This is a genomic window from Marinobacter sediminum (genome assembly GCF_023657445.1).
GTDB lineage: Bacteria > Pseudomonadota > Gammaproteobacteria > Pseudomonadales > Oleiphilaceae > Marinobacter > Marinobacter sediminum_A.
In genome coordinates this window covers 1,386,779-1,400,614 of record NZ_JAGTWY010000001.1, presented here as the reverse complement: position 1 = coordinate 1,400,614, position 13,836 = coordinate 1,386,779, and the positions used below count along the sequence as shown (strand labels likewise).

The window sequence follows — 13,836 nt, the reverse complement described above, 5'->3', positions numbered from 1 at the left end:
AAACTAAACATCAGATGACACCGAACCTAACTTGTGATCCGCTCCTGCTATAAATTGGCATAAAACACCAAGCGGTGCGCCAAACTAACGCAAAGACTTAGCCTGCCGCTCTAAATCGAAAGTCTCCCGATACAGTAGGCTACTGAAAGCGTTACACTAATCTTTAAATATACGGTCAAAAAAATTCAAATTTGGAGTGATTTTGGTGTGCCTTTGAACGACTACCTCCAAAAAATTCTTCGTGGTCAGCCCGTTAACTATGAAGCGTTCTTGAAGAAACTCCCGGAACAGATCCGCCGCCGCCATCGGGAATTATTTGCCACTGAAAAAGTACAAACTAATCGGTGGCTTGTCACCGTCCTGGATGAAACCGCTTTCTCGGAGTTGCAGAATGTCGCGGAAGCTCCGGCAAGCCGGGTAGACGCCGCGAAGAAAGGAAATTCCCACCGCCATGGCACCGAGGTCAGTTTTGTCCTTGTGTACCGTCAGGGGCTAGCATCCAGCCGACCGGACGTGGTCGTTATCGGGGACGATTCGGTTGATATTGGTTTTCATCAAGCACGGTCTGTCTTGGTCATCGAGAACGAACGTAATTTCTATCAATATCCACAGATGCTGGGCTTTGCCAGTGAGGTACTTGGAAAGCCTTTGGAGCTGGCGGATTGCGATGTGGTGCTGGGTGGTGGCAATCGGATTAACCGGGCGGCGATTCTCGATTGGTTGAAGGGCTACGAAGAAGTATTCTGCGCATTCGATTATGATGCGGGTGGTCTGCAAATGTTCTCGACGATTGCTGCTTCTCTCGCTGATAAAGCCTGGTTTGTGCAGCCAGCCGACTGGCAACCGTGGCTGAGCCAGTTCTGCAAGATACCGGATAGCACTGAACGGTTCACTAAGGCGCTTTCGCTGGCCGAGGCGCTTGGCTTTTTGTCTCTGGCAGAGACTTTTCGGGCCACCGGAAAATTCATGGAACAGGAGATGATTCTGGATGAGTGACTCCGAGGGGAGCCCAAGCAATTTCACCTTTGGCATACGCCGCCTGGTGCTGGTGGATTCCGCCGGCTTCTGTTACGTGGAAATTCCGGTGGATAGCCACGGCCTGATCCTGGGGCCGGGGAACCTGGGCAAGTCCAGTCTTTTGAATTCACTGCGTCTGTTCCTGCTGCCGGAGAACAACTTCAAGAACAGCCGCAAGAAATTTGCTTTTCGCAATGCCAGTGCCGGCAGCTTTTACACCAACGAGGAAAGCTACCAGCACTACTTTCCCAGCCAGTTCAGTTTCCTGATTATGGAAGCCGAGAACCCGGCCGGGGTGCATTGCCAGATTCTGTACCGGGACAGCGCCAGCCAGCTCAGCTATGGCCGCGCGTTTGTACCGGTGGCTTACGACCAGTTGCGCCCCCTGTTCTGGAATGGTGATGATGAGGACGGTATCGGGCAGGCCGTACCAGAGTTGTCGTTCAGCCGCTTGTCAGAGACTCTGAAAAAATTCTCCAAAGAAACCCGGCTGGTGAGTGACCCTGCCAAACTCAAACATATGCTTTACAGCAGCGAGTTGATGAACGCGGATGCGGTGCGTTATTCCGTGCTGCCCCTGGGTGAGTCCGATGAGCGCCGGGTGCAGTCGCTGCGCACGCTGATCCTGCTGTTGTTTGAAATGAAGGCGGACGACAAGGCGATGGCCAATGCGGTGGCCAGCATCATCGAAGCGGACAAGAAGTTTGCCGACGACGCCTTCGATTTCAATATCGACGACTTCCTCAATCGCCACGACCAGTTGAAGCAGCAGCAAACCCAGCTCACGAGAATCGAGAAAGAGCGCTCACGGTTTGAAAAGCTCCAAAAGGATTACCAGGCCTATCAGACGCTGCTTCGCAGCCAGCATGACTTCGCCGCGTTTCGGGATGGTGTGACCAATGCCTTGCAGGATATTGGCACCAGGCGCAAGGCTGCGGTGGAGGTGTTCAATGAGCAGAACGAGACACTTCGCTATGTGGTGCAGACCCTGAAAAAGCTGGAGCAGGACGCCAGCGGCCTGAAGGGCGAGATCCGTTCCGCCGACCGTCGCATCAAGCAGGCAGAGCAGAACCAGAAAGATGGCGATCTGTTGGTTTCCCAATATGGGGAGATGACACTGCAGGAAATCGAGGACATCCAGAAAGAGGAACTCGTTGGCAAGAGAGAGCATCTGGCCGCACTGAAAAGTGCCGCTCAGGCAGAAATCCGGCTGGAGCAGATCCAGAAAAAGAAACAGGAACTCGATCGCAAGCTGGAATCCCTGAAAGATCGGGAAAGTAAACAACAATGGCAGCTTCAGAACCAGCTGGACGAGGCCACCGCTGCGCCCTTGCGGGCCGTGGATTCGAAGCTGGTGATGGCCAGCTCTGGTCGGGACCTTGATGCCGACAGCAAGGCTACCATTGAAGCTTTTGCTCGGCTGCTTGTACCCACTGATAAAGGCTTTGACTGGTTCGATACGGAATTCCCGGCTCAGCCAGCCCGGCAGACTGACTTTGCAGAGCAGCGCAGGCATATTGAGGGTGAGCTTCATGGGCTGGAAAAGGAGCGTTCGGAGCTGGCAGACACGGCCAACCAGGAGCATGACCGGCCTCGGCTGATTGAGCGCACGGAGAAAGAAATCCGCGCCATCCAGAAAGATCTGGATACCTTGAGCCGTTACCCGGCAGCGGCAACCACACTGAGAGATGCCACGGAGGAAAAGCAGGCGGCGGAGGAACAGCTGGCCAAGCTGGAAGAGCAAGCCCGGCTGGAGCAGGAAAAGCAGGATGCCGTGCAGCAAAAAGTGGCTAAAGCCAGGGCCGAGAAAGATCGGATCGAACAAAGGGAACGGGAACTGGCGGGCCTCAGCCGAAGCGTTGGCACTGTAGAGCACCGATTCCCGCATCTGAAAGTCGTGGAAGCCGAGCAGCCACTAGAGATTGAGCAAGTCTCCGTCGCGTCGTTTGACGATCTGCAAACCCAGTTGGACGATCTTGAAGAGCGCCGTCGCAGTATCCTCGACCACTTGCGCCAGTTCGTCTATCTGGGCGTTCACGAGGATGCCGAGGGTGAGTTGCAGAAAGACAGCCCGGCCTCCTCGGTTATCCGGGAAACCTTCAAAAGCCTGTCGGATCTGTTTGCCGGTATGGCTGAGCGTTGGAGCGTATTGGAGCAGCAGGTTGGCATCCACAACGAGACGGTGGCGAGCTACCGGCAGGCGCTGAAATCCAATCACGAGCACATTGCCCGTTTTGAAGCGCAGCTCAACCGCGAACTGGATGGCGTGCGCATCAACGATCTGGTGGAAATCCGGGTGGATATCCATACCGATCCGAAGTTCCGCAATCTGGTGGAAGAAGCCAACAACATCGACCCTTATGGCAATCAGCTGCAGTCGGACGCGTTCTACGACCGTTTACGGGTATTCGTGGCGGACTTTTTCGGGGAGCAGGACGGCAGCAAACGCCTGACGATGGACAGGGTGATCACCGGTATTTCCTACAGCACCCGCAAGGAAAACGCTGCGAACCTGGACAAGAAGGGCCAGTCCACTTCCACCACAGCGCTGATTAATCTGGAACTGGTGTACCGGTTGCTGAAACGGGTGCTGTATCCGGGCGTGCAGCTATCGTTTCCCATGGTGCTGGACGAGCTGGCCAGCGTCGATATCAGCCAGATGCCGTCACTGCTGGAACGACTCCGCAAGCAGGGCTTCAACCTGTTCTCCGCCGCCACCCACAGCGCCAGCGCGGAAGTGATTTATCTGATCGGCCGGCATCTGGAAGTGGGGCAGATGCGCACAGCACGGCCCTATAGCCCGCAGCGTACTCTGGTGTTCTGGGGCGGTGCCGAGGGTTTCACCAACGGTGACCCCCTTAGCCACTGGGCCGACCAGACCCAGGCCAATCTGATGGAGCCGGTGGATGAGTAAACGCTTCAGCACCCTGGACACCACCCGGCTGCTGTTCGAGCACCCAAAGATTCTGTTCCGGATGATCGAGCGGATGGATCGGAACGAGGCCCGATACATTCGCGAAAGCGACCTGGTAGCCGAGGTGATGGACTATACCCGCACCCTCGGCAAGGCCGACCGGGACCGGGTGCGACTGGCGCTGAATACCGACAATCTGTTCCGCAGCGGACTGGTGATCGACATTATCAAGGCCGAGGGTGAGCGGCGGCTGGTGTTCCAGGACGCCTTGATTAACCTGATGCGGGCCTGCAACGCATCGCTTTACCAGGAGCTGACCGATGCCCGCCTGAGGGGGCACCTGGTTACCCTGCGAGACGTACGTAATCGCCTGGAAGCCAGCAGCTTCAGCGACGCCGATCCCGACTACACCGAACTGCGGGACGACCTGAACGAGCGTGTCAGCCAGCTCATTGGGCTGCTGCGACAGAACGTCCTGCGCATGCAGACCATCAGCGCGCAGCTTGCGGATCTGTCCGGCGACGCCAGCCGGGCGCCGGAGAAATACCTGGAGTTCCGCCAGAACCTGTTTGAGCAGATCGTTACCCTTTACGAGCGCCACATCAAGCCGACCCTGGTGTTCCTGAACCCGGACACCCGACTGCCCGATGGCAGCAATCTGTTTGAGACCCTGGAAGCCATGGTCCGGCTACTGGAAAACCACGGCGACCACAGTCTGGCAGACCAGTTGTTCCGTTCCTCCATCAGCCTCAACGCCCTGTACAAACCGATTCATGCGGTGGCCCAGGAGGTGGAGCACTTCCTGCGAAAGACTCGCCAGGGCATGGTCCAGTACAACGCCATGGAGCATTTCTACGGCAAACTGCAGGGACTCAAGAGTGAAACGGAGACCCTCAGCCTGAAGCGAAAGTGGCTGGAAGGCGGGGACTTTGCCCGCAGTACGGGGTTCCTGGTCGGCTTGCGGGCCCAGCAGCGCCCGAAACACTATGCCTTCGGTAGCTCGTCCAGCTACTACCAGTTGTTGTTCAGTGAACTGGATCTGCGCCTGCACGATCTTCGCCGCAGAGCTGAGGTGCCGATTCTACAGGAAGTGGACGGAAGCGGCCGTCACACACGCATTGATGTTCAGCGTATCAACCAGCTCTATCAATGGCTGGAAACGCTGGAACTGCGGCCTACGGCGGATCTGGTGCGGGAGCTTCACGGTCGGCTGGACGGTTTTATCCCGGGCTACCGCTTTCCGGATTTGCTGGCGGCCCTGAACCGGCTGGTAAACTCGCCACCGGAGGGCCTGCAGGTGGTTACGACCAACCGTTTCCGAATCCTGGATCAGTCATCCGACAGTGAACAGTTTGTTTACCGCAAGCGCCGACTGGAAACCAATGAACCGGTCAATCAAGAAGAGCGACATCATGCCTGAATTCTCTGATGCGATAGAAACCGCAGAATCCCCGGACCATTCACAAAGTTCGAGCAGCTTCGAACAGATCCTGCCTGCCAACAGCGCCGCTATCTACCGGGAATTTCAAGCGGGCAGGGTGATCGTGCGTGATGTCTGGGACAGTAACCGCTCAGAGCTTCGGGCCAATTCGCTCTACAATCTTTTGTACAATCATCTATCCCACTTCCGGACCTTCTACGAGCACCTGGGCAGCGAACTGGTTTTCAACGAGACCGGCTCGTTTTTCTTTCTCAAGGAAAGCAGTGATGACGAGAACGAAGAGCATGATGAAAACGCCTTCCGGGTGCAGGTGATACTGCTGCTTATCGGGCGTTATTTTGCGCGCAGCGGTAGGGATCTGGATTACCTTGGTCGTCCCGACGCTGGATTGAATGAGCAAGACCTCTCGGCTTTAGGTGATGATGAGGAATATCAAGAGATTCTCAGGGCCGCTCGGTTTGAAAAAGGCATGCCTGAAGCGTTGGACTATTTGGACAAGCGCAACCTGCTGTTTCGCTCTGGTGCCAGTCGCTGCTTCTTGAGTACTGCTGGTCTTTATTTTCTGCAGGAATTGGTTCGGGAGTATGAGCAGGGCTAGGGCTTATGCCGCCGGGTCCAAAATTGAACCGCAAAATACACAACTCCCCCAATAACTCCGCTATAGAGGCAAAGTTGGTGCAGTGCCTCAACTGAGAGCAGTCCCTGAATCGCATTGTCAGTCGTGATCGGAAAAAACGGCTCCACATCCGCATGCATGATGCTGTCCAGCAGAACATGGCTAAAGGTTCCGATGAATGCGGAGAGGAACGCCACTCGCCAGCCAATCACCATGCTCCAATCTCGATTCAGTCCCAGGACATAAAGCCCGATCTCTGAAAGGTACTTGCCGGATAAAGCCGACAGAATGGCCAGCAGTCCCGCGCCCAGGTAGGTGTGGGAAAAGCCATGCAAGTGTCCCTCGCCGGTGACCATCACGAATAACGGCTGAAGATCCATCACGATCTGGGCCCAGCCGAAAACCATCAGGCTGAAACTGCCCTGAAGCAACGCTTTCACGGCTATGCCGGGGCCCATGTGGATTGGCGTGAATGGCATGTGATTATTATTACCTTAGTAAGGGGATGGCCACTCTACCAAACTATGCTTCGCTGGAGAGAGTGGGGCATCGATCGGGCGAAGGACATACTGGTTCGCGCAACGTATATCTGCAAGCTGGCGACGTTTGAGTACTCGGGAGAGTAATTTCATAGTCAGGTCAGTGACCCAGGTAGAATTGCCGAATTATCTAAAAGGAAACATCATGCTTAAACGGCAGGCAGCGCTCGTTCTCTCCCTTTGCTCAATGTTCATATCGGCAACCACCATGGCGACAGAAGAAGCGGAATACACAATACTCCTGAAGGATGAGAATCTGGAGGTGCGTCAGTATGAGCCGCAGATCGTTGCAGAGACGGTCGTCGATTCGGAATTTGAAGACGCGGGCAGTGAAGCTTTTGGTCGTTTGTTTAAATACATTTCCGGCAATAACCAGTCCCAGCAGGAAATCGCCATGACCGCGCCCGTTGGCCAGGTGGCTGAGAGTCAGAAAATCGACATGACGGCACCGGTAGGGCAGACCCAGGTTGATGGTAATTGGGTAGTGAGTTTCATGATGCCCAGTTCGTTCACGATGGACAGCATACCGAAACCCAACGACGAGCGGATCGCTTTACGTTCTGTGCCGGAGCAGACCATGGCGGCCATTCGATATTCCGGATTCTGGAGTGAATCAGGCTACCAAAAGAACAAATCCAGGCTGGAAAAGTGGATTGATAAAAAGGGGTACATCGCAACTGGAGCGCCGATATGGGCCCGTTATAACGCGCCGTTCATGCCGTGGTTTCTGAGACGGAACGAAGTGTTGATTCCCGTCGAACAGGCGGAATGAGAACTTTGATCCAAATTTAAAAATCAACGAACTCAAACCATCAGGATGATGCCATGCCCGAATCGCCCTTAGCCCAACCCCTGAAACTCCCCTGCGGAGCCGTCCTGCCCAACCGCATCGCCAAGGCAGCCATGACCGAGGGGCTGGCAGACGATCAGCTACACGCCACCCACCGCCATGAAACCCTCTACCGGCGCTGGTCCGATGGCGGGGCGGGGCTGCTGATTACCGGCAATGTGATGATTGATCGCCGGGTGCTGGAGCGGCCGGGTAATGTGGCCATTGATCCGGTGCCCGATTTATCAAAAGGGAAGGGCGAGCCCGAGGGTATGGCGCAGTTGCGCGCCTGGGCCGAAGCGGGCACCCGCAACGGCAACCATTTGTGGATGCAGATTTCCCATGCCGGTCGCCAGTCGCCGCGTTATGTTACCTCGCGCCCAATGGGGCCTTCGGCGGTGCAGCTATCGCTGATGGGCAACTATGCCCGCCCACGGGCACTCACGGAGCCGGAGATCCTCGACTTTATCCAGCGCTTTGCCAACGTGGCCCGAATTGCCAAAGACGCCGGTTTCACTGGCGTCCAGGTGCATGGGGCTCATGGTTATCTGTTGTCCTCTTTTCTGTCGCCGGTCACCAACCAGCGCACTGACCGCTGGGGTGGGTCGCTGGAAAATCGCGCCCGTTTCCTGCTTGGGGTGGTCCGGGCGACCCGCGCCGCTGTGGGGCCGGAGTTTTCGGTGGCGGTAAAGCTGAATTCTGACGATTTCCGCAAGGGTGGGTTTACGCTTGATGAGTCTGTGAGCGTGGTGCGCTGGCTCAATGAGGAGGGTATTGATCTGCTGGAGGTATCCGGCGGCACCTACGAACAGCCTCGGCTGCTCGGGTACAGTGGTGATGCCGAAACCGCGAGCGATGGGCCGGCCATGCGGGAAAGCACTCGCAAGCGGGAGGCTTACTTCCTGGATTATGCCCAGAAGATTCGTGAGGTGTGCGATTGCCCGCTGATGGTCACCGGTGGATTCCGGACGCGTGCTTTCATGGAAGAGGTGGTTGCCAGTGGCGAAACCGACGTGATTGGCCTTGGTCGGCCGCTCTGCACGGATCCAGATACGCCTGAGGATCTGCTTGAAGGGCGCATCGATAAGACCGTTTGCCACGAAGATCACGTCAAGCTTGCCCAGCGGGGCTTTTTCTCGCCCGCCAGTCCGCTGATGCCACTCAAAATATTAAACGTGCTGGGCGGCCAGGCCTGGTACTACCAGCAGATTTTCCGGCTGGCGGATGACGAACCGGCTGATCCGGACCTGGGTATCCTTAAGGCCGTCGGGGCCTTTGTTAAGGATGAACTGAGCCGGGCAAGGCGGGTGAAAAAGGCCCTCCGCCAGCGCCGGGGCTGACGTTCTGGAGCTAGAGCGTCTCCAGTGTCTGGATTAGTTCCCTGCGCTCATCATCCAGGATGAGTAGTTCGTGTTTCAGGCGGGAAATCTCTTCCCGATGGTAGTTAATGTCTTCAAGCGCATCGGCGCGCTGTTCTGGTGTTGTGCCATCACTGACGATGAGCGCCTCTGAATCTTCAATGAATTGCCGCTCTTCGACGATCTTTTGCTCGGTGGCAGTTAGCTGGTCGTCAACACGGCTAATGGCTGTCACTAACTCATGCCGGGCATAGCCTTCTTGATAGCCCTCTGCAAAACGGGGGAATTCTGAGCATGCAGGGCTGAGCTTGCCTCCTGCTTTGCCGGATGTGAGGCCGTTTTCGTAGGTGCAGAATCCCTCAATCCCCATGTCATAGCCCGCTTTGAAATCGGGGTATCGTGTGGCAGTGCAGTTGGCGTTGTAGCTTGCGCCTTTCAGTCCCAGGTTTTTACCGCGTTCAAACACGCAGAAGTCAGACAATCCGGACTTATGCCCTTCTTTGAATGCCTGGAAATCCGCGCGGATGTTGTGATCAGCACAATCTGACTGGTATTCGCTGAAGCTTTGTGTGCCCTGGCCGTTTGCACCGTGCTGATAACCAATGGCGTGCCAGTCTGCGACGCGACATTCCTGCTCATTCATTGTTGCGCAGCCGGCCAGCATGAGAAACGCAGCGGCAGTGGCAAACCAGGATATTTTGCGGCTAAACATAGAGTGTGTTCTTCCAGATTATTGAGAATGATGAAGCGGCGCCCGGTCATACACCGGGGATTCTGAATAGATTTAGGGCTGTAATAGTAGCACTTCGAAGGTCGGCGACATCCGTGGCAGACGATTCACTACGTAGCCTTTTGTAAAGCTTCCGGAACAGGAACGGCTGTAGGGGATGGTTACCTAACCCAATAGTCTCCGCTGGACAGAGTGGGGCAAAAATCGGGTAATTAAATCAGCAATGTATGTCTGGGGTGTCACAAAATATCGTGGCTTGGGACGTGCTGCTTCTGCAGCCCTGTATATCTTTTTGGCGACGTCCGACGCACTGGCTGTAAATGGTTTGATTCTGGCGCCGGGCGCGAGTGCTGATTCCAGTGCTTGGTACTTTTCCCGGTGCGTCGCGCTCGCCCGGCCAAGCAAGGGCTTTAAAGCGGCCAGAGCATGCTCTCTGAACCGGGTTGCCACGGGGCCCGGGAGCACAAGCGAGACACTTTCCAGGCTTTTGCTGCCCCGTTCATCAAACCAGAAGCTGTCGTGTGCCGCGTTCATCGCGGACTTCGCGGCACAGTAGGCGCCTTTCATAGGCTGGGGCACAATGGATAAGACAGAGCTGACCGCGATGACCCGTAACGGTATTCCGTGTCGCTCGCAGAGTTTCAGGCAGACGGCGGCCAGCTTGATGGGGCCGAATACGTGGGTGCTGAATTGCTTTTGCCACATGGATTCGGACAGGTCGCGAAGCGCGCCGAATTGCCCGTAACCCGAGTTGTTGACCAGAATAACCCGCTCGGCGCCGGCGATTTCGGTGCCCAGTGCGCCCGAAAGGCCTTCAATCTGCTCAAAGGATTCAAGGTCCAATGTGATTTCCAGGGCTGTGGACTCGACGCCGCTCGGCTGTCGGGACAGGGCGATCACCCGATAGCCTTCCCGGGCAAAGAGGGCGCAGGTCTCACGGCCAATTCCGGCGCTGGCACCGGTTACCAGGGCTAGTTTGGTCATTGCATCAATCCCCAATCCAGTTTGCTTTATCGACAATGCGTTTCAGCTTGTAGCCGAGAAACCGGTACTTGCCCCAGTGTTGAAACGCATTTTGGGCCTCCTTCGGGTCGAACCCTTGCTGGCGAAGATAGGCGCTGACTTCGGAGTCGACCGGAAGAGTCTCAAAATTTCTCATAAGCATCATGGTGTGTGCTGCAGCATAGGGGCCGATGCCTTTCAGCGAAATCAGGTAGTCGTAGTCGACCATGTCACCAAGAGCAGAACCATCGGTCTGGATTACTTGATCCTGCAGCAATTGATCGGTCACCGTATCGACGGTCCTGGCTCTGAACCCCAGCTTGCATTCTTCGGCCAATCGCCTGGGCCCAATCGTCTGGAGTTCCCCCGGCTCAGGGAACAGGCCGTCGCCCAGAGCAACCAGAGAGGCGACCATGGATTTGGTCTGTTTCCAGGTCGTGTTGATGGTGCAAACCGTTTTAATGAGATCCTCAAAGAAGCTGTCGCCGCGCAGGAATCGACCGCCACCGGACCGTATGAAGCGGGCAATCTCCGGATCGTTCCTGTCGCAAAGCGCAAGAAATTCTGAGGGGTTCCAGTCCAGCTGCAGCCAGCGGGCGACGCGTTCGGAAACAGCGGCGGTGCTTGATGAGGAGGTTTCGATAAGAAGCTGATCCTCGGAGGGCTGGTGGACGCGGGCCCACTCCGCGTTGGCGCCAATTCTTACTGTTCGTTCAAGACTCTCACCGTCCCAGTGCCAGGGCGCAAGCTGGCACCACCCGTGGCTTTCCACCGTCATCCGCAGGTCGAACGGCTGCTCTAAATCCAGAGAGTAGTTATAAGTTTTCATACTCAGTACTGCTCCAGGGGTGAACTACATTCACTGCTTCGAGGTTGAGGCGATTATGAAAGATTTCCGGTTTTGGCGCATTGCGAATCATGTTGATCAGAAGATCGTTTGAATCTGGATGGCAGAAATCCTACGCTGTGGGGGTCTGCTTTTCGGCTTTCCCAGGCCCCTGAGGGCTTATCTTTTTTTTTGCGAGGGCTGCATGGTGATCAAGGCAAACGCCAGAGTCGAGTATCAACGGAGGGGCTCGGCATGAAGCCCTTGTCGAGCACCGGGTTTGCCCTGTTTGGCGCCGCTCTGGTTGCGATCAGTTACGGGCTTGCACGCTTTGCCTTTGGTCTGTTCGTACCTCCCATCCGAGCCGAGCTGGAACTGACGCCGGACGTCATCGGTATCATCGGCGCGCTGCCGCTCATCAGTTTCCTGCTGGCCACGCTGTTCGCTCCGCTTTCCGCTGATCGTCTGGGTGCCCGCAACACGGCGGTGATGTCCGGTGGTTTCGGCGTTGTGGGTCTGGCGCTGATAAGCCAGGCTTCCGGCGCCGTATCGCTTGGTGTGGGGGTGTTCGCTTGCGGCATCTGCACCGGCCTGATGATGCCGGCACTCACGGCCGCCATGCAGGCGCTGGTGAATCGCTCGGTGCACGGGCGGGTAAGCTCGGTTATGAACGCGGGCACCAGCATTGGCGTGGCCGTTGCCGTACCGGCAGTTCTGTTCCTGGCGGGCGCCTGGCGCTTTGCGTACGGATCCTTCGCCATCCTGGCGGGTATTGGAGTATTCGCCGCGTGGTACTTTATTCCCTCGGTGTCCCGGGTCATGCCGGCGAACGCTGCGCCGCCACCTCCGATCAGCGTCCTGCAGTGGTCGCGTCTCTTCAGGCTTTCGCTGTTTGCATTCGTGATGGGCTTCGTCTCTTCTGCGTACTGGATCTTCGCGCCCGATCTGGTGGTCACCCTCGGCTCCCTGCCGCCCGGGTCAACCGGGTGGCTATGGCTCGCGGTCGGCATCGCTGGCCTGGGAGGTGCTGTGGTAGCTGACCTGGCCGATCGTAACAACCCAGCCATCACGCAAGCATTGATGCTTATGACGCTGGCTGCGAGCCTGGCACTGATTGCAGCCAGCCCCGGTCAGATACTGATCGCGGCATTTTCCGCACTGGTCTTCGGTCTGGCCTATATGAGCCTGACTGGGCTCTATCTGATGACCGGCATCCGCCTGTTGCCGGGCCGGCTTTCAATGGGACCAGTATTGCCGTTTATGGCTGTCTCGCTCGGCCAGGCGGCTGGCTCTCCCGTCGTTGGCGTGCTGGTGAATGAATTAGGCTACGCCAATGCGTTTTCCATATTCTCCGCGGTCGGCATCCTGGCAGCAATCCTGTCGCCACTGTACCCACGTTACATTGACCATGCGCCCGAGGAGGAAGTTGAGGAAGAAACCGGCCTGCAGGCTGCGTACGATCACCAGCTTCAGGGCGCCGATGGCGAGCCACTTCCCCCTGATACAGAGGAAGCAGAGAGCCAGTAGCCGGGAATCTTCCGTGCAGGCGCGGCAACGCAGAAAGTCTAAACCAGTCTGAGCGCCTTCAAGGCGCCACGATTGGTTTCACTGCGCCGCGTGCGGAAGGGTGGGTTTTTGTGTTGTTCCGGAAAAATAGGGTGAAAGACGCCACCGGCCTCTTCGTGGCAGTCACTGCCTGGCTCGTCTGACCGGTCAAAAATGCCGTGAAGCCGCTCGGGTTTCAGAATCCGGACTTCCTTACCTCGAAGGATGATGTCCCCCCGCTGCTGGATTCTTCCCAGGATCCGGGAAACCGTTTCCACGGCAAGGCCGAGATAATTGCCCATATCCGTCCGGTTCATAGGCAAGCGAAAAGAATTTGCCGATAAACCACGTTCGGCAAATCTTTGGGACATTTCCAGCAGGAAAGCGACAACCCGTTCTTCCGCGGTGTAACGGGTTAAAAGAACGGCCAGGGTTTCCACCGTATTGAGCTCCCGGCTCATGAGTTTGAGCATGGAGTGCAGGAAATCAGGGCGGGATAACGCGACTTGCTCAAGGTGGTCAAGCGGAATCTTGCACACCGTGCTCCGCTCCATGGCGACTGCGCTGCAGGGGAGTTGTCCCTTGTGGATGCCCTCCCAGCCGAATATATCCCCTGGCAAATAGAAGCCGACTATTTTTTCATTGCCTTTGGAATCGACGCTTACCGCTTTCACGGAGCCGGTTTTGACAATGTAACAGGTTGAGAATTCTGCATCCTGGCTGAATACACGTTGTTTTCGTATATAGATAGCCTCGTGGCGGCTGAAGCCGGGAAAGCGATCAAGGGCCTTGGGGGTGAGAAGGTTGGCGACAATGCAGGAATGACGCTGCTGACATTGACTGCATCCATTCAGGTCTTTGCCTATACTTTCTGAAACTGGCATTTCTTCCCGGATCTTATTCGGTGACTGGCATTCTCTATCGGCATAGGGTGTCACAAAGAAATATATGTTATCAATCTACTGTATAGAGGACTAACGTAATAATAGCCACCGAAATAACGGTTGTTTTCCGCCGCC

General features: G+C 56.3%; 12 protein-coding genes. 7 read left to right on the top strand and 5 right to left on the bottom strand.

Going from position 1 to position 13,836, the window contains the following annotated elements:
• Positions 1 to 207: 207 nt before the first annotated feature.
• Genes KFJ24_RS06705 through KFJ24_RS06690 form a run of 4 tightly spaced genes read left to right on the top strand, consistent with a single transcriptional unit; the run spans position 208 to position 5,970 of the window.
• The gene (locus KFJ24_RS06705) at positions 208 to 996 is read left to right on the top strand and encodes a Wadjet anti-phage system protein JetD domain-containing protein (RefSeq protein WP_250830291.1); all 789 of its coding nucleotides are present in this window, start codon (positions 208 to 210) and stop codon (positions 994 to 996) included.
• The gene (locus KFJ24_RS06700) at positions 989 to 3,931 is read left to right on the top strand and encodes a hypothetical protein (RefSeq protein WP_250830290.1); all 2,943 of its coding nucleotides are present in this window, start codon (positions 989 to 991) and stop codon (positions 3,929 to 3,931) included. The genes KFJ24_RS06705 and KFJ24_RS06700 overlap by 8 nt, the downstream gene beginning before the upstream one ends.
• Positions 3,924 to 5,351: a hypothetical protein gene (locus KFJ24_RS06695; protein ID WP_250830289.1), complete on the top strand. Its 1,428-nt coding sequence runs from the start codon at positions 3,924 to 3,926 to the stop codon at positions 5,349 to 5,351. Before KFJ24_RS06700 ends, KFJ24_RS06695 begins: the two co-directional genes overlap by 8 nt.
• On the top strand, positions 5,344 to 5,970 hold the full coding sequence (locus KFJ24_RS06690) for a condensin complex protein MksE (protein ID WP_250830288.1): 627 nt from the start codon (positions 5,344 to 5,346) through the stop codon (positions 5,968 to 5,970). The genes KFJ24_RS06695 and KFJ24_RS06690 overlap by 8 nt, the downstream gene beginning before the upstream one ends.
• On the opposite strand, the gene KFJ24_RS06685 is transcribed toward KFJ24_RS06690, so the two are convergent.
• Entirely contained in the window at positions 5,967 to 6,467 is a 501-nt protein-coding gene (locus KFJ24_RS06685; protein ID WP_250830287.1) for a zinc dependent phospholipase C family protein, read from the bottom strand. The two genes, KFJ24_RS06690 and KFJ24_RS06685, sit on opposite strands and share 4 nt — an antisense overlap.
• Before the next feature lie 205 nt (positions 6,468 to 6,672).
• Here KFJ24_RS06685 and KFJ24_RS06680 point away from each other — a divergent pair, with 205 nt between their 5' ends.
• Both KFJ24_RS06680 and KFJ24_RS06675 read left to right on the top strand, forming a co-directional pair.
• Entirely contained in the window at positions 6,673 to 7,299 is a 627-nt protein-coding gene (locus KFJ24_RS06680; RefSeq protein WP_250830285.1) for an SOUL family heme-binding protein, read from the top strand.
• A gap of 53 nt (positions 7,300 to 7,352) precedes the next feature.
• The gene (locus KFJ24_RS06675; protein ID WP_250830283.1) at positions 7,353 to 8,696 is read left to right on the top strand and encodes an NADH:flavin oxidoreductase/NADH oxidase family protein; all 1,344 of its coding nucleotides are present in this window, start codon (positions 7,353 to 7,355) and stop codon (positions 8,694 to 8,696) included.
• Positions 8,697 to 8,706: 10 nt separating this feature from the next.
• On the opposite strand, the gene KFJ24_RS06670 is transcribed toward KFJ24_RS06675, so the two are convergent.
• The 3 genes from KFJ24_RS06670 to KFJ24_RS06660 all read right to left on the bottom strand — a co-directional run bounded on the left by KFJ24_RS06670 (position 8,707) and on the right by KFJ24_RS06660 (position 11,275).
• A complete protein-coding gene (locus tag KFJ24_RS06670) occupies positions 8,707 to 9,426 on the bottom strand; it encodes a DUF2799 domain-containing protein (protein WP_250830282.1) in 720 nt (239 codons plus the stop codon).
• Positions 9,427 to 9,609: 183 nt separating this feature from the next.
• Positions 9,610 to 10,428, bottom strand: coding sequence for an SDR family NAD(P)-dependent oxidoreductase (locus tag KFJ24_RS06665; protein WP_250830281.1), 819 nt, complete (start codon positions 10,426 to 10,428; stop codon positions 9,610 to 9,612).
• A gap of 4 nt (positions 10,429 to 10,432) precedes the next feature.
• Entirely contained in the window at positions 10,433 to 11,275 is an 843-nt protein-coding gene (locus KFJ24_RS06660) for a hypothetical protein (RefSeq protein ID WP_250830280.1), read from the bottom strand.
• A gap of 252 nt (positions 11,276 to 11,527) precedes the next feature.
• On the opposite strand from KFJ24_RS06660, the gene KFJ24_RS06655 reads away from it, so the two are divergent.
• Positions 11,528 to 12,799, top strand: a complete 1,272-nt coding sequence (locus tag KFJ24_RS06655) for an MFS transporter (protein ID WP_250830279.1) — start codon at positions 11,528 to 11,530, stop codon at positions 12,797 to 12,799.
• A 38-nt stretch (positions 12,800 to 12,837) separates the two neighbouring features.
• On the opposite strand, the gene KFJ24_RS06650 is transcribed toward KFJ24_RS06655, so the two are convergent.
• Entirely contained in the window at positions 12,838 to 13,701 is an 864-nt protein-coding gene (locus KFJ24_RS06650; RefSeq protein WP_250830278.1) for a cyclic nucleotide-binding domain-containing protein, read from the bottom strand.
• Positions 13,702 to 13,836 lie beyond the last annotated feature (135 nt).